15 protein-coding genes are annotated in these 14,948 nt (G+C 61.8%); 6 read left to right on the top strand and 9 right to left on the bottom strand.

All coding sequences use genetic code 11. The annotated features are described in order from the left end of the window. Nucleotides 1-42: 42 nt before the first annotated feature. Nucleotides 43-879 (top strand): IclR family transcriptional regulator, encoded by an 837-nt coding sequence (locus tag AC1D1X_RS04030; RefSeq protein WP_477668012.1) that lies wholly within the window; start codon nt 43-45, stop codon nt 877-879. 20 nt (nt 880-899) lie between these two features. Here the strand turns inward: AC1D1X_RS04030 and AC1D1X_RS04025 are convergent, their stop codons facing one another. The 4 genes from AC1D1X_RS04025 to AC1D1X_RS04010 form a co-directional block, all read right to left on the bottom strand. After that, nucleotides 900-1,619, bottom strand: coding sequence for a FecR family protein (locus AC1D1X_RS04025; protein ID WP_477668011.1), 720 nt, complete (start codon nt 1,617-1,619; stop codon nt 900-902). Next, nucleotides 1,616-2,452, bottom strand: a complete 837-nt coding sequence (locus AC1D1X_RS04020) for a BPSS1780 family membrane protein (RefSeq protein WP_477697868.1) — start codon at nt 2,450-2,452, stop codon at nt 1,616-1,618. Before AC1D1X_RS04020 ends, AC1D1X_RS04025 begins: the two co-directional genes overlap by 4 nt. A gap of 135 nt (nt 2,453-2,587) precedes the next feature. After that, a complete protein-coding gene (locus tag AC1D1X_RS04015) occupies nt 2,588-3,538 on the bottom strand; it encodes a homoserine kinase (RefSeq protein WP_477668009.1) in 951 nt (316 codons plus the stop codon). A gap of 48 nt (nt 3,539-3,586) precedes the next feature. Then, nucleotides 3,587-3,934 carry a hypothetical protein gene (locus tag AC1D1X_RS04010; protein WP_457279994.1) on the bottom strand — a complete coding sequence of 116 codons (348 nt, stop codon included), beginning with the start codon at nt 3,932-3,934 and terminating at the stop codon, nt 3,587-3,589. Between the two features lie 154 nt (nt 3,935-4,088). On the opposite strand from AC1D1X_RS04010, the gene polA reads away from it, so the two are divergent. Both polA and AC1D1X_RS04000 read left to right on the top strand, forming a co-directional pair. After that, on the top strand, nt 4,089-6,920 hold the full coding sequence (gene polA / locus AC1D1X_RS04005) for a DNA polymerase I (protein WP_477668008.1): 2,832 nt from the start codon (nt 4,089-4,091) through the stop codon (nt 6,918-6,920). A gap of 33 nt (nt 6,921-6,953) precedes the next feature. Then, complete coding sequence (locus AC1D1X_RS04000; protein ID WP_477672184.1) at nt 6,954-7,967, top strand: M28 family peptidase; 1,014 nt, start codon at nt 6,954-6,956, stop codon at nt 7,965-7,967. 3 nt (nt 7,968-7,970) lie between these two features. On the opposite strand, the gene AC1D1X_RS03995 is transcribed toward AC1D1X_RS04000, so the two are convergent. The 5 genes from AC1D1X_RS03995 to AC1D1X_RS03975 all read right to left on the bottom strand — a co-directional run bounded on the left by AC1D1X_RS03995 (nt 7,971) and on the right by AC1D1X_RS03975 (nt 11,652). Beyond that, nucleotides 7,971-9,020: an SRPBCC family protein gene (locus AC1D1X_RS03995; protein ID WP_477668006.1), complete on the bottom strand. Its 1,050-nt coding sequence runs from the start codon at nt 9,018-9,020 to the stop codon at nt 7,971-7,973. A 16-nt stretch (nt 9,021-9,036) separates the two neighbouring features. Next, nucleotides 9,037-9,975 (bottom strand): SAM-dependent methyltransferase, encoded by a 939-nt coding sequence (locus AC1D1X_RS03990; protein ID WP_477668005.1) that lies wholly within the window; start codon nt 9,973-9,975, stop codon nt 9,037-9,039. Between the two features lie 50 nt (nt 9,976-10,025). After that, the gene (locus AC1D1X_RS03985) at nt 10,026-10,427 is read right to left on the bottom strand and encodes a hypothetical protein (protein ID WP_477668004.1); all 402 of its coding nucleotides are present in this window, start codon (nt 10,425-10,427) and stop codon (nt 10,026-10,028) included. Between the two features lie 52 nt (nt 10,428-10,479). Continuing rightward, nucleotides 10,480-11,001: a thiol-disulfide oxidoreductase DCC family protein gene (locus AC1D1X_RS03980; protein ID WP_477668003.1), complete on the bottom strand. Its 522-nt coding sequence runs from the start codon at nt 10,999-11,001 to the stop codon at nt 10,480-10,482. 78 nt (nt 11,002-11,079) lie between these two features. Then, nucleotides 11,080-11,652: a GbsR/MarR family transcriptional regulator gene (locus AC1D1X_RS03975; protein ID WP_457280000.1), complete on the bottom strand. Its 573-nt coding sequence runs from the start codon at nt 11,650-11,652 to the stop codon at nt 11,080-11,082. 97 nt (nt 11,653-11,749) lie between these two features. Between AC1D1X_RS03975 and AC1D1X_RS03970 the strand changes: the two genes are divergently transcribed. From AC1D1X_RS03970 to AC1D1X_RS03960, 3 genes are all read left to right on the top strand, one after another. After that, a complete protein-coding gene (locus AC1D1X_RS03970) occupies nt 11,750-12,658 on the top strand; it encodes a helix-turn-helix transcriptional regulator (protein WP_477668002.1) in 909 nt (302 codons plus the stop codon). A gap of 165 nt (nt 12,659-12,823) precedes the next feature. Continuing rightward, the gene (locus tag AC1D1X_RS03965; protein ID WP_477668001.1) at nt 12,824-13,624 is read left to right on the top strand and encodes a fumarylacetoacetate hydrolase family protein; all 801 of its coding nucleotides are present in this window, start codon (nt 12,824-12,826) and stop codon (nt 13,622-13,624) included. 146 nt (nt 13,625-13,770) lie between these two features. After that, complete coding sequence (locus tag AC1D1X_RS03960) at nt 13,771-14,682, top strand: dienelactone hydrolase family protein (RefSeq protein ID WP_477697867.1); 912 nt, start codon at nt 13,771-13,773, stop codon at nt 14,680-14,682. Nucleotides 14,683-14,948: the final 266 nt, after the last annotated feature.

Below are 14,948 nucleotides of genomic sequence, written 5' to 3'. Positions count from 1 at the left end.
CCACAATCGCTGGACTTTTTATTCCGCAATGCAGAACTGGTAATGTCCCAATCTCCTGTTCCCACCAGGTCGGCCCCCGGAACGGTCAGCCCCGTCCATGCCAAGGAGGATCGGCACTTTGTGACGGCATTGGCACGCGGCCTGGATGTGCTCAGTGCTTTTCGCTCGCGAGACCGGTCCTTGGGCAACACGGAACTGGCACGCCGTTGCGGCCTGCCCAAGTCAACGATTTCGCGTTTGACCTATACGCTGACCAAGCATGGCTACCTCGAGCATGCGCAGGACGCCAGCGGTCGCGCGGGGTATCGGCTGGGGAGTGCGGTACTGGCGCTGGGCAGCGCCATGCTGGCGCGCATGGACATGCGGCAGCTCGCCAGGCCGTTGATGCAGGATCTCGCCGACAGTTCGCAGGCCATGGTATCGCTGGGGATACGCGATCGCCTGAGCATGATTTATGTGGAAAACTGCCGCAGCGAATCTGCGCTCACGCTCAGCCTGGACGTAGGTTCGCGCATTCCACTGGCCAGCACTGCGATGGGGCGAGCCTACCTGTGCGGCTGTTCGGATAAGGAGCGTGAGACCCTGCTTGAGCGTATTCGGGTCCAGGACGAGGAAGCGTGGCCTAAAACCCGCGAGGTGATGGCGCTGGCGCTGGCGCATTACCGCGATCACGGCTGCTGCGCGTCTTTTGGTGATTGGCAGAAGGACGTTAACGCTATTGCTGCTGCATTCCGGCCACCGGGTAGACGCTCCGTCATGGTGGTGAGCTGCGGCGGCCCGGGGTTCAATCTTTCGCCGCATTTCCTGATGACGCAGGTGCAGCCGCAACTGGTGGCATTGGTCAGGCGGCTGCAAAACGCATCCGGCGATGCCTTATAGGCAGCGCCGGTGAGGCCGGGTCAGTAGGTCATTTTTCCGCTGCCGTCCTTGATCCCTTTCCTGCCTGCAATTTGCCAGGAGGTACGCTGATCGATCAGGCCGGCTAGGAATTCCAGTTCCTCGTCACTGTGATTGATCGCGTTGGCAGGGGTGAGACGGCGGCCGTTTTTGGGCTCCACTTCGCCCCAGAATGACTGGTGGTAACTTGACTGTGACACGGTCTTTTCCCCGTTCGACTCCATGTCAACCGTACCGTAGCAGTTGCAGAAATAGCTGCGGTTCCCCTGGTCGGCGAAGACCTCGGCATAGACGCCCGTGCCACGTATACCCGCCGTCAGCGTGGGCAGGACAATGGAGCGGCTGCTGCCCTTGCCCCAGACGCTGACCACGGCGCCCGTGAGCAGGCGCAGCAGGCTCACGGTATTGAGCGAGTTGCCGCGCTCCACTTTCATCATGGAGTTCTCACGCACCTGGAATGCCGAGTTGCCGATGACAAACATCAGGTTGGAGCCCGGACCGGTCTGGATCTGGTCGCCGGTGAGGATGGTTTCGCCGGTCTGCAGCCGATTGCCGTTGAGCAGGGCATCGCCCCTCAGCTCGACGATATTGCTTCGCTGCTGGGCCATGGCGGCCGGCAATCCCCCCATCGCTACCCAGGCGGCTGCTGCCTTGAGCGTGTCACGCCGTTGAAACCACAAAATGTCCTGTTCGGTACGGCCTTGCAGCTGGTGCTGGGTCATGAAGAATCTCCTGGGGTAGCGGGGTCGTTATTGGTGTTTTCCGGGTTATTGGCGCCATCCGGCGAGTCACCGGGTAGCGTGGCCACGAAGCTATCACGAAACGTGAAGTAAATCGAGGTGGAAAACATGGCTGCGATGAGCAAGCCCAGGGGCATCATTGCCGCGGCCGCGAATTCAGCGCTGCCTGTCAGGCCGGCAAGCACGCTCAGCACGATGACCAGGCCCATGGATACGCCGAGCCAGCCCAGCCCGAACATCAGGAAGGCCCCCGCGTTGCGAACGCAGGCGACAACGCTGAAAAAGAGGCTTTTGACCGGAGAAATGCCGTGCCAGTGAACCAGGGCGGGTGCATGCCAGAACAGCAGCAGCACGGGCAGGTACAGCAGCAGGGACACCGACATGTTCTTGGCCATGGCCAGCTGGAACTGCGGCGTCATCATCGCCTCGCGGCTCGCGTCGGCGGCAACGGGGGGGTCCACCAGCATCGGTACGATCCAGTTGATCAGCACGCAGAACGCCGTATAGATCGCACCAAGGACAAGCATCGCGCCCAAACGCTCGCGTCCCGCGCGAAAARCGCTGAGAAGCACCGTGGGCATGGGAAATTTTCCCTTCACGGCTTCCTGTGTGGCGGCCATCAGGCCCAGCATGGCAGCGGGAACAATCATCAGTGCCAGGATCAGTCCGAAAAACGGCAGCAAGGAAAGCACCGTGACTGCGGCCAGGTACAGGAAAAACAGGCCCGACATGGCCAGGGGCTGCTGCATGAAAGTCTTGATGCCCAACCTGACCCAGGTTATGCCGGTGCTTGCGGGAACAATATTAAGTTTCATGGTCTTCAGCGGGAAATGGGGCCGGACGAGACCGGGATATTGCAGGAGGGCAGTTTGCCTGAAAGCAGCGACGCTTGGCGCAGGCCCTCAAACAGGCCTTGGCCGAAGGGTCATCAGGCCCGCGGGTGGCTTGGGCTAGAGGACGTAAGGGTGTGTGAGCCGCTCGCGCAGGACACGCTCGAAATGGCTGGGGTCGTGGGGCTTGAGCACTGCAGCTTCACGGGGCAAATGCAAGTCCCACAGCCGCGACAGCCAAAAGCGCAGGGCTCCGGCGCGCTGCATGGCAGGCAGGAGCCTGCGCTCCTGCGCCGTCAGGCGCCGCACGCTTTCGTAAGCCCTCACGAAGGCCGCCGAACGGGCTTCGTCTTGTACGCCGGTTTCCAGGTCTATACACCAATCGTTGAGGCACACACCAATGTCAAACAGGAAGGTGTCGCAGCCGGCGAAGTAAAAATCAAAAAAACCGGTGAGCCGGCCGTCTTCGAACATCACGTTGTCGCGAAAGAGGTCGGCGTGTATGGCACCGCGGGGCAGGCTGCCAAAAGCGGATGAAGCCGCAATATGGTTCTGGTAAGCCAGCTCCCCCAGGATGAGGCTGGTTTGCGCCGGCGTGATGTAAGGCAGCACGACCGGAACAGTCTCGTTCCACCAGGCCAGGCCCCGCAGGTTGGGCTGGCGCCGCGGGTATTCGAGGCCTGCCAGGTGCATGCGTGCCAGCGTTTCCCCGACACCGGCGCAGTGGCCGGATGTGGGCGCCAGCTCACTGTGGCCGCGCAGCTTGTTGACGACGGAGGCCGGTTTGTCCTTCAGGCGGTGAAGAATGTTCCCTTTGGTGTCGGCAGCCGGATCAGGCACCGGAATACCGTGCGCCGCCAGGTGCTTCATCAGGTGCAGGTAAAACGGCAGCTGCTCGAATGTCAGGCGCTCGAACAGGGTCAGCACATACTGGCCCTGGTCGGTATCCACAAAGTAGTTGGTGTTTTCGATGCCGCCTGCGGCACCTTTGATATTTTGCAGCTGCCCCAGATTCAGGGCGTTCAAGAACGCTGCAGCCTCGTCAAACGAGACTTCGGTATATACGGCCATGCCTGAAACTGGATCCTGGAGTTCTTGGAGTACGTGGAGCTGCGAAAATCAGAACTTCAGCACGTTCCAGACGCGTGAGCCGTTGGTGTCGTTGTTGGTCGACGCGGGGGCGGTGCCCCGGGCGCCTTCTGCGGGCTTGATTTCGTAAGCCGCACCGCCGACTTTGGGCTGGACCAGGATTTGCTGCGTTTCGCCGCCCACACGGAGTTCGTCGATCCGGCTGCCCGCGTCTTCAGTGCGAATGCGCTGGATTGCCTTGTCCGGCCGGCCTGCAGGCGCCGGGGCCTCCGCGGTCACGGGCGGCACTGCGTTTTGTGCAGGCGCTTGAGCCATGGCCGCAGCCAGCGGCAGCACCGCAAACGCGGCGGCAAGAAGAGGGCGGAAAGCGTGGTTCATGCCTGCATTGTAGGCTGCGGAGCCCAGCCGAGAAAGCCCGATATGTCGTAATAAGGGGGCTGCGGCTGTAGGCGGAAAGCTTCCCCACAGGCCAGCGCCGGGCGCTATCGGCGCCGCGGGCAGCGGCGGGCCGATATCCCCGACAATCGGCTTCATGAGTACCGACAAAAAAACACTGCTGCTGGTGGACGGCTCCAGCTACCTGTACCGCGCCTTTCATGCCATGCCCGACCTGCGCGCCAACCCGGGCGACCCGGCCAGTCCGGCGACCGGTGCCATACGCGGCATGGTCAACATGATGCAAAAGCTGCGCAAGGACGTGCGCGCTGACTTCGCTGCCTGCGTGTTCGATGCCAAAGGGCCGACATTTCGCGACGCGCTGTACCCTGAATACAAGGCCCAGCGCTCACCCATGCCCGACGACCTGCGTAGCCAGGTCGAACCCATCCACGAAGTAGTGCGCCTGCTGGGCTGGAAAGTGCTGGACGTCCCCGGCGTGGAGGCCGACGACGTGATCGGAACGCTCGCCTGCATGGCTTCAACTCAGGGGATCGAAGTCATCATCTCCAGCGGCGACAAGGACTTGAGCCAGCTGGTCGACGAAAACATCACCGTCATCGACACCATGAACGACCGCCGGCGCGACCTGGCCGGGGTGGAGGCTGAATTCGGCGTACCGCCGCGGCTCATGGTCGATTACCAGGCACTGGTCGGCGACGCGGTCGACAACGTGCCCGGCGTGCCCAAGGTCGGCCCCAAGACGGCCGTGAAGTGGCTTCTCGAATACGGCTCGCTCGATGCGCTGGTGGCACGCGCCGGCGAGATCAAGGGCGTGGTGGGTGAGAACCTGCGCCAGTCACTCGATTGGCTGCCCAAAGGCCGTGAGCTGCTGACCATCAAGAAGGACTGCGAACTGGACGGCTACATCCCCGGCCTGCCCGCCCTGGATGCCATCACCATCGGCGGCCAGCAGACGGAACCCCTGAAAGCCTTTTATGAAAAGTACGGCTTCAAAGGCCTGGTCAAGCAGATCGAAATCGAAAGCACACCGCCGGAATTGATTGGCGGACCTGAAGGCAGGCACAAGCCCGCACCCGCCGGCGGTCCAGGCGGCCGTTCGGATTCGCCGGGCCTGTTTGACGAAGCGCCCCTGACCGATACGCCACCGGCTGAACGTGCCAGCAACCTGAACTACGACACGGTGCTGACCTGGGAAGCGTTTGACCGCTGGCTGGCAAAGATCGAAGCGGCCGAATTGGTAGCGCTGGACACCGAAACCACCTCGCTCGACGAAATGCTGGCGGAAATCGTCGGCCTGAGTTTCAGCGTCACGCCCGGCGAGGCAGCCTACATTCCGCTCACACACGATTACCCTGATGCACCCGCCCAGCTGCCGCGCGACGATGTGCTGGCGCGCCTGAAACCCTGGCTGGAAAACCCGAGCAAAGCCAAGCTGGGCCAGCACGTCAAATATGACCGCCATGTGTTTGCCAACCACGGTGTGGAAGTGCAGGGCTATGCGCACGACACCATGCTGCAAAGCTATGTGCTGGAAGTGACCAAGCCGCACGGCCTGGCCAGCCTGGCCGAGCGGCATGTGGGCCGCAGCGGTATCAACTATGAAGACCTTTGCGGCAAGGGCGCGCACCAGATCAAGTTCAACCAGGTCGACATCGCCAAGGCCGCCGAATACTCCTGTGAAGACTCCGACCAGACGCTGGACGTGCACCGTGTGCTGTGGCCGCGGCTGGAGGCCAACGAGAAACTGCGCTTTATCTATGAGCTGGAGATGCAGAGCAGCGAAACGCTGTACCGCATTGAGCGCAACGGCGTGATGATCGATGCGCCCACGCTGGCCGCGCAGAGCCACGAGCTGGGCCAGCGCATCATTCAGCTGGAAGCCGAGGCCTATGAGATCGCCGGTCAGCCCTTCAACCTGGGCAGTCCCAAGCAGCTCGGCGAGATTTTTTTCGACAAGCTCGGCATGCCGGTCATCAAGAAAACCCCCAGTGGCGCACGCAGCACCGACGAGGAGGTGCTGGAAAAGCTGGCCGAAGACTACCCGCTACCTGCCAAGCTGCTGGAGCACCGCTCGCTGAGCAAACTCAAGGGTACCTACACCGACAAGCTCGCGCAGCTGGCGTTGCCCCGTACCGGCCGCGTGCACACGCATTACGCGCAGGCCGTCGCGGTCACGGGGCGGCTTTCCAGCAACGACCCCAACCTGCAGAACATTCCCATTCGCACGGCAGAAGGCCGGCGCGTACGTGAGGCCTTTATCGCGCCTGCAGGCAGCGTGATCGCCAGCGCTGACTATTCGCAGATCGAGCTGCGCATCATGGCGCATCTGAGCGGCGATGAAGCGCTGCTGCGCGCCTTCACCGACGGCCTGGACGTGCACCGTGCCACGGCCGCCGAGGTGTTCGGGGTGGCGGTCGACCAGGTCAGCAGCGAGCAGCGCCGCTACGCCAAGGTCATTAACTTCGGCCTGATTTACGGCATGAGCAGTTTCGGGCTGGCGCGCAACCTCGGCATCGAAACCAAGGCCGCGGCGGCCTACATCGACAAGTATTTCCAGCGCTATCCCGGCGTCAAGAACTACATGGACCAGACCGTGGCGTTTGCCCGGGAACACCACTACGTCGAAACCGTATTTGGCCGGCAGCTGTACCTGGCGGAAATCACCGGCGGCAACGGGCCACGCAAGAAGGCCGCGGAAAGGCAGGCCATCAACGCGCCCATGCAGGGCACGGCGGCCGACCTGATCAAGCTCAGCATGAACAAGGTGCAGCAGGTGCTTGACGAAGAAAAGCGCGCCACCAAAATGATCATGCAGGTGCACGACGAACTGGTGTTTGAAGTGCCGGAGGCAGAGGTCGAGTGGCTGCGTACCGAGATCCCGCGCCTGATGGCCAGCGTCGCTGAGCTGAAAGTGCCGTTGCTGGCGGAGATTGGCGTTGGGCTCAACTGGGACAAGGCACATTAAGCCGGCTCCATTTTCCCTGCGATGGGGCTGTGTGTGAGGCGGGGCTGGAAAATCCTCGTCGCTGGTGTCGTCCTGCCCTTGCTGATGGCTGGCGCCGCGGCAGGCTATGCCTGGTACCGGTTGACCCAGCCGTTTGTGCCGGCTGGCGAGACGCCAGCGCCTGCTTCGCAAACGGCATCCGCCGCGAGACTGAAGCAACTGGTCTACAAACTCTCCACCGATTTTCCGAACCGCACGTTCGATAACGGAACCCGGCTTGAAGGTGCTGCCGTTTATCTGGAGTCACAGCTTTCCGGATTGGGCCTTCAGGTGGAGAGCCAGCGCTTCAGGGCCAGAGGCAGGTCCTACCGCAACCTGGTTGTGAAGCTGGGTCCTGATACACCTGAGGTGATGGTGGTGGGCGCGCACTATGACGTGGCTGGTGAGCAGCCCGGCGCGGACGACAATGCCAGCGGCGTGGCGGGCCTCGTTGAGCTGGTGCGCTTGCTCAAGGGGCAAACTTTCCGCCAGCGGGTGGAACTGGTGATCTACACGAATGAAGAGCCTCCTTTTTTCCGCACACCTTACATGGGCAGCGCCATTCACGCCCGGTCTCTCGCAGAGTCCGGCAAGCGCGCATCCCTCATGTTGTCGCTCGAGTGCATCGGCTACTTCAGTGATGAGCCGGGAAGCCAGGACCATCCTGTGCGGCTTCTCAATGCGATCTACCCCACTACCGGAAATTTCATTTCACTGGTGGGTTTCTACCAGGACGGCGACATCGCGCGCCAGGTCAAGGCGGCGATGAAGTCGGCCTCCGACCTGCCGGTGTATTCCATCAACGCGCCGGGTTTCGTGGTGGGGGTCGATTTTTCAGACCATCTCAATTACTGGAACGAAGGCTATGTGGGAATGATGGTCACCGATACGGCTTTCTACCGGAACAAGGCCTATCACACGCCGCAGGACACCGCAGACAGGCTGGACTACCGCCGCATGGCAAAGGTCGTCGATGGTGTGCGTGCGGTGGTCATGCAGCACGCCGTAGTGGCCGGGCCGGTACGGTAGCAGTCAAGACAGCGCTGCGTTCCCGGCATGTTCACTGCGTGCCTTGTACATGTCCAGGATCACTTCTGAAAAATTGCCAAGCAGGCGTTGGGCCACCCAGTTCGCATACGCGTCGAAATCCGTGCTGATGCGATAGCTCACGCGAATGTGCAGGCGTGTACCGCCTTCTTCGGGCGTCAATGTGTAGGAGGTGTCGCGCAGATCAAAATAAGCGCCGCCCACTTTCACGTGGTCGTCCAGCGCGCCTGCGGGAAATGAATCTTCTGCGAAACGGTAGGTCCAGCGCACATGCCGCTGCGGCTCCCACTGTCGTATCACCTCGTCAAAATGAACGCCTTTGCCCCAGGTGCTTTTTCGTATGGGGCCTTCAGCCGTGTCGGTCGTGATGCCGCTAACCGGAAGCGGAACGCCTATGCGATAGGCCCAGGCATGCTGAACCTCTGCAGGCGCGATATCGCGTGCGTTGTTGATCTGCTGCCAAACTTCAGCAGAAGTTGCCTGTATGAGCACACTGCGCTCCACGCTGCCGATGCGCTCTACCTGGTTTTGTGGAAATGCCATCGCCACCAGCAGTGGCAACGCGGCGATGCTATAGACCGCTTGCCTGGGCCAATTGGTCATGCGGCAAACCAGGCCCATGACCACACCGCCGAGCATGCCGACGGCGGTGAAGAGCGGAAGGATGACGATGGCGCAAATCACCCCCTCTATCAGGATGGCCAGGCTGCCGAGCACAAACACGAAGGTTGCCAGCGCCGGTGCAAAAAGGTAATAGGAAAAGCCCCTGCGCTTGTGCCGCTCGGCCACGTACACCGTGATGGCTCCTACGGCAAATGGTGCAAACCAGACAAAACCGGCCGCCATGGCCGACAGTGCACTCCCCGGTTTTCCGGAAAACACCAGGCGCAGGACCAGCCCGCTCAGCGCTCCGGCAAGAAAAGGCGTCCAGCCTGAAAACGGCAAGCCGTCCGAAGACGCAAATCCCTCTTTCGGCGCGGGTATGCGATCGTGCGCAGCGAGATCAACTGTTGGCTTGTTTTGTTCTGCGGTCATGGGYGTATTGACAGGTTTAGTTCGATGCCTGCTTATCCGCTGGTTTGCGCGCGGTGACCATGTAGTAGCCAAAACCCGGCAGCCACATGCCCAGCAGGAAGGCCGCGTAGGAAGCCACTATATGGCCGCGGCGCAGCGGCGACAGGCGAAAGCGGGCCCGCCAGAGTTCACGCAAGGCAAAGCGGGTGGCAAACAGAGGTATCTGCAATGCGCTGGGCGCCAGCCGCAGGCTGATGTCCTGGAACCGGATGTCGGTGAAGCCCTGGCTTGCAAGCGCTGTGTGCAGCGCCTGTTTCTCGGCCAGTTCGTTGACCGCCCAGTGACGGCACCAAAGCCCATAGATGCGCTCCATGAACCCCGGCAGGGGCTTGTTGTTGCGCCGCAAGGCATCGGCGATCACCAGCGTGCCGCCAGGCCGCAGCAGGCGTGCAGCTTCCCGTACCAGTGCCCGCTTGTCGGCTCCCGGCGCGTGGCAAGCGCTTTCCAGGGCGTAAACGCCGTCGTACGCGCCTGAACGCAAGCCTGTGTCCACGTAATCGGCCAGATGAAAACGAACCTGGTTGGGTAAGGCGGCGGCCTGGTTGAGCCCGGCGCCCTGGATGATTTGCCGCGCCACCAGCGTGACGGCGTCCACGGTGCTGTGCTTGCGATTTTTCACGATCGATCTGGCCGTGGCGCCGGCACCGCAGCCAAGGTCGGCAAGCAGTACGGCGCCGGTGGACGGCAGCGCCAGCCGCTTCAGCACTTCCAGGTTCATGCGTTCGAGCATCGCTTCGCGGGCCAGAGGGTTGACCTGCCACGACCAGTAGCCGAAGTGCATGTTCATGCCGGGGCTCCAGGCACGGTAGTCATCGGCCACGGCGTTGTAGTAGGACCGGATATCCGCCAGCCTTGCTTCCTGGCCCTTGCCCTTTGGCATATCGGCGCGGCGCGCAACAGGTGTTGTGGTGAGCATTCTTCTTCTCCTTCTGTGCTGCTTCGACCCGTGAATACTTTCGACTTTTTTTAGCGTGCGTCTACAGCCGCAGGTACGGCCGGCGCGGCGCTGCCGGCAGCCGACACATGGGCGGCCAGCTCCTGCGCGGCTATCCACTGCCGGACCTGCGTCCAGACATTGCGCGCGATGATGGCGACGGTGACAAACACCCCGGCCATTACCAGCCAGAGCGATCGCCGCACCGCGTCAATGACGTCGTTCCTGTCATTGAATTCACCAAAGGTCAGCATCAGCAACAGCGTGCCGGACACCGCCAGCAGGTAGGCGCAGCGTATCCAGAACTCGGCCCCGCCGTCGGCGTCGCACAGCATGCGCAGCACCTTGTAGAGGATGGGCTTGAGGTAAGTGATCGCAACGACCGGGCCGACCAGCGCGATCAGCAGGGAGACAAAAAACAGGTTGGCACTCATGATGATTTCCTTTCGTTTGCTCGGATGGTTGGGTGAGTGGTGATGGAACGGCTTAGCGTGAGCAGCTTTCGGCGTCGCAGCGCGCCAGGACCGAGCGCTCGGCCGCGCGCCGCACCGCGCCTTCAAACAGCAGGCGCACAAAGCCGCGCGGGATGCGGTGGCGGTTGCGTGCCAGCACCGGGTAGCCCCATTCGGCCAGCGGGCGCAGCACGGGCATGCGCATGGCAGAGCTGACCCAGCCCAGGCCGACGGCTTCGTAAGCCAGCCGGAACACCTCGACGCCCTTGAGCACGCGGCCGTCCGCAGTGCGTGCATGGATGAGGTCCAGCAGGTCTTGCATCGTGGCGCCGGCGGGCACGTCGGTGAAGTCGGGGGCCGAGACATCGGCAAAGCGCAGATGCCCTTGGGTGTCACGCAGCATGAGGTTGCTCATTTCTGCATTGCAGAGCGGGCAGGCGGATTCGTAGAACAGGGTCAGCGGATAAATCGTGGGATCCAGCCCGGCCTTGAAGCTGTCGTAACGGGTGTTGCCCAGGTCGGGAACACTGCAGGTGGTTATGCGGGCGCCTGTCATATTTCTCTCCTTTAGAAATTTCAGTACAAACAGAAATCAATAGTCAAAAAAAGGGCCAAAGCTGGCCGGGTTTTTCAATCAAAAAGTAGGCGGCAAAAGTTCAGAAGGATCCATGAGTTTCGCGTCGCTGTCGCCCCGCACGAATTTCTGCACGCTGGCGCCCATGCGCAGCACTTTCTCCAGCGTGGTGGGTGACAGCCGCAGCATCTCGTCGGCCCACAAGCCCAGGGATTCCATCAGGCGCAGCGTTTCCCGTACCCGGTCCTGGGCATCGGCGGACTCGGCCTCAAAGCCGTCTTCCTTCACCAGCTCGCGCAGCATGCGCACGGTCGGGTCGAACTCGCGCTCCTTGCGCTCGCGCACCACGGTGCGAAAGAGTTCCCAGACGTCGAGCGAGGTTTCGTAATAGTCGCGCCTGTCGCCCAATACATGGGTGGCACGGATCAGGTTCCAGTTGAGCAGTTCCTTGAGGCTGGTGCTGACATTGGAGCGCGCTACCTCCAGCGTATCGGCGATGTCTTCGGCATGCAGCGGGCGGCCGTGGAAGAAAAGCAGGGCGTGGATTTGTGAAACGGTGCGGTTCACGCCCCAGGCTGTGCCCATTTCTCCCCAGTGGACGACGAATTTGCGGGCGACGGGGCTGAGTTCCATAGCCCTGAATATACGCTGTCTGAAATTTCTGTCAAGACAGAAATAAAAGATTCCGAAAAGAAACAACAGCAAAGGCCCAAGCCCGAAAATACGGCGTATGACAGACATCAAGACCTACGGCATGTCCGAGCGGGCCGACCATCTCGACTTCGACATCCGGTCCCAGCTGGTGCGGCCGCCGCTGGTGCGCCCGCACCGGCATGAGTATTTCCAGGTCCAGATCAGCCTGCAGGGCGACACCGAACAGAACGTGGCCGGCACGGTACGGCCTTTCCGGCGTGGCTATCTGAGTTTTATCCTGCCTTACCGTGTGCATGTGATCCCGCATCCCGAGGGTTCGCGCTACGTCATCATCAATATGTCGCAGCAGTTCCTGCGCCCCGGCCTCGATGTGGATCCGCTGGACCTGGAAGACGTGCCCTTGAGCCGCGCGCCTGAACTCGCGCCCTTCCTGTTCCAGGAATACGCTGACTTCTATTTTTCCGAAGATGAGTTTCCGGAGATCGAAGTACTGCTGGAAAAACTCGCGTTGGAAAACGCGCATCGCCGTTTCGGCTCCATCGAGATGATCCGCGGCCTGATGCTGCAGCTGATAGGTTTGGTCTGCCGCAAGTACGAAGCCGACCTGCTGCGTTTTTCGGCCAGCCAGGCGCAGCAGGGCAGTCGGCGTGCCAGCCTGCAGCGCGCGGTGCGCTACATCCGCGAGCACCTGGCCGGCGAGGTCACGCTGGCCGACGCGGCAGCGGCCGCTTTCCTCTCGCCCAACTACCTTGCGCATCTGCTGAAGAAAGAAACCGGCAAGACTTTCACCGACCTGGTGACCGAACGGCGCCTGGAGTTTGCGCAGGAACAACTGGCGCACAGCAGCCAGCGCATCGCCAGCATCGCCCATGCCTCGGGCTTTGCCGATGAGGCCTACTTCGCGCGGCGCTTCAGGCAGCGTTTTGGCCAGACGCCCAAGGCTTTTCGCGACTCTGTACGCGCCAAAATTTCCGGTTCAACCTGAAGCCGTTGCTGCTGCAGCGCAGCAGCGTTGCATTGAATCGTCCGGTTAATGCGTAATTGCGTCTGCCTGCGCCGGGCGTGTTCGCCATAAGCTCGACAGTTGGAGAAAAACACGGACAACAAGCTCCAGCTTCACCCGGCTTTTTATCAATCCCAGGAGACACACATGACAACACCAGACATGAGCAAACGCGGAATTCTGCAAACAGGCGCCCTGATGGCGACAGGCGCCGTCGTCGGCTGCGCCACGCCGGGCACGGCGGCAAATGCGCCGGCCACGCCTTTCACGGTGGCTGAGACCTACATCCCCATCGCGGGCAGCGCCGAAATGTTTCCGGTGCGCCGCATTTACTGCATAGGTCGCAACTACGCAGCACATGCAATCGAGATGGGTTCGGATCCGAGCCGTGAACCGCCGTTCTTCTTCCAGAAGCCGACGGACGCCATTCAGGTGGTGCCGCCCGGCAAGGTTGCAGACCACCCGTACCCCACACTGACCAAAAACTACCACTACGAAGTCGAACTCGTGGCGGCGCTGGCCAAAGGTGGGCGCAACATCCCGATGAGCGAGGCGCTGGATCGTGTTTACGGTTACGCGCTGGGCCTGGACATGACGCGCCGCGACCTGCAGCGCGGCATGGGCGACCAGAAAAAGCCCTGGGAAATCGGCAAGAGCTTTGACATGTCGGCTCCCATCGGTCCCATCCACAAGGTTGCGCAGACCGGCCACTACACCAAGGGCGCAATCTGGCTCAAGGTCAACGGCCAGGTCAAGCAGCAGGCCACGCTGAACCACATGATCTGGTCGGTGGCCGAGCAGATCTCCAAACTGTCCGAAGCGTTTGAGCTCTTTCCCGGCGACATCATTTACTCGGGCACGCCTGAAAACGTCGGCCCGGTGGTCAAGGGCGACGTCATCGAATGCCATATTGACGGTTTGCCAGAGTTGAGCGTCAAGATCGTTTGAGTTTGGGTGCGGGGCGGGGCGGGGCGGGGCGGTGGGCAAGGGAAAACACCAGCGTCATTGCCTTGCGGTGGCAAGAACTTCCGGGGCCGCATAGACTCCGACTGTTTGCCTTTTGAGAACCTCCCACAATCTACTGAGGAACCGCCATGCTTGAACACGACCAGAAGAAAGACTTCGACGCCCTGCTGCCCGGGCGGTCCACCGAAGCCGGCGCCAGTCGCCGCACCGCGCTCAAAACGGCCCTGGGGGTCGGGTACGCRGCCACCGCCATGCCCATCATGGCGCAGACAGCCATCAAAACTTCTTCAGAAGGCCTGAAGACCGGCGAAACCACCTATGAAGTCAATGGCTTCAAGGTGCCCGCTTTCTTTGCGGCGCCCGCCGGCAAGACCAACCTGCCGGTGGTGCTGGTGATCCAGGAAATTTTTGGCGTGCACGAATACATCGCCGACACGGCCCGGCGCTTTGCCAAAGCCGGCTATCTGGCGATTGCCCCAGAGCTCTATGCGCGCCAGGGTGACCCGAGCAAATACAACGAAATGGCCAAGCTCATGGCCGAAGTGGTGTCCAAGGTGCCTGACGAACAGGTCATGGCCGACCTGGACGGCGCCGTGAAGTGGGCAGCCGCTAACGGTGGCAATGCGAAAAAGGTGGGCATCACCGGTTTTTGCTGGGGCGGCCGCATCACCTGGCTGTATGCCGAGCAAAGCAAGAACGTGAAGGCCGGTGTGGCCTGGTATGGCCGCCTGGTCGGCCAGCCATCAGCGCTGACGCCCAAGCACCCGCTGGACCTGGCCGCCAACCTCAAGGCGCCGGTGCTGGGCCTGTACGGCGGGCAAGACGGCGGCATCCCGCTGACCACCGTCAACCAGATGAAAGACGCACTGACTGAAGCCGGCGCCAAGGGCAACAAGGCGRCAGCCGCCTCTGAGTTTGTGGTCTACCCGCAAGCGCCCCACGCCTTCCATGCCGACTATCGCCCGAGCTACCGCAAGGATGCGGCAGATGACGGATTCAAGCGTGCCCTGGAATGGTTTAAATCCCACGGCGTGGGTTAAAGCACCCCCGTCCAGGCTCACTGCGTGTAGCCTGTTCCCCCAAAAGTGATGCACCCCTGTCCAAGCTCACTACATGTAGCTTGTTCCCCCCTCGAGGGGGCGGCGCCAGCGGCCCGGCRAAGCCGGTTCCGCGGCCCCTGCTGGTGAAATACCCCRCRCTGATTRCGCSCTGAACTCTTCAWGCCAGCATGAGGCGCGGGACTGGCTTTGCCAGACCGCAGGCGGGCGGCCCCCGAGGGGCTGGAGCCCGCGGCTCCAAGCCTGCC

Source organism: Polaromonas sp. P1_G4 (genome assembly GCF_056405475.1).
Note: the sequence above shows the minus strand (reverse complement) of the source record. Positions and strands in the feature narration are given on the sequence as shown.

What these genes read in the sequence shown, in the direction of transcription:
- AC1D1X_RS04030 (WP_477668012.1), top strand. Translation starts at nt 43, where the DNA reads ATGTCCCAATCTCCTGTTCCCACCAGGTCGGCCCCCGGAACGGTCAGC.
- AC1D1X_RS04025 (WP_477668011.1), bottom strand. Translation starts at nt 1,619, where the DNA reads ATGACCCAGCACCAGCTGCAAGGCCGTACCGAACAGGACATTTTGTGG.
- AC1D1X_RS04015 (WP_477668009.1), bottom strand. Translation starts at nt 3,538, where the DNA reads ATGGCCGTATATACCGAAGTCTCGTTTGACGAGGCTGCAGCGTTCTTG.
- AC1D1X_RS04010 (WP_457279994.1), bottom strand. Translation starts at nt 3,934, where the DNA reads ATGAACCACGCTTTCCGCCCTCTTCTTGCCGCCGCGTTTGCGGTGCTG.
- polA (WP_477668008.1), top strand. Translation starts at nt 4,089, where the DNA reads ATGAGTACCGACAAAAAAACACTGCTGCTGGTGGACGGCTCCAGCTAC.
- AC1D1X_RS03995 (WP_477668006.1), bottom strand. Translation starts at nt 9,020, where the DNA reads ATGACCGCAGAACAAAACAAGCCAACAGTTGATCTCGCTGCGCACGAT.
- AC1D1X_RS03990 (WP_477668005.1), bottom strand. Translation starts at nt 9,975, where the DNA reads ATGCTCACCACAACACCTGTTGCGCGCCGCGCCGATATGCCAAAGGGC.
- AC1D1X_RS03985 (WP_477668004.1), bottom strand. Translation starts at nt 10,427, where the DNA reads ATGAGTGCCAACCTGTTTTTTGTCTCCCTGCTGATCGCGCTGGTCGGC.
- AC1D1X_RS03980 (WP_477668003.1), bottom strand. Translation starts at nt 11,001, where the DNA reads ATGACAGGCGCCCGCATAACCACCTGCAGTGTTCCCGACCTGGGCAAC.
- AC1D1X_RS03975 (WP_457280000.1), bottom strand. Translation starts at nt 11,652, where the DNA reads ATGGAACTCAGCCCCGTCGCCCGCAAATTCGTCGTCCACTGGGGAGAA.
- AC1D1X_RS03970 (WP_477668002.1), top strand. Translation starts at nt 11,750, where the DNA reads ATGACAGACATCAAGACCTACGGCATGTCCGAGCGGGCCGACCATCTC.
- AC1D1X_RS03965 (WP_477668001.1), top strand. Translation starts at nt 12,824, where the DNA reads ATGACAACACCAGACATGAGCAAACGCGGAATTCTGCAAACAGGCGCC.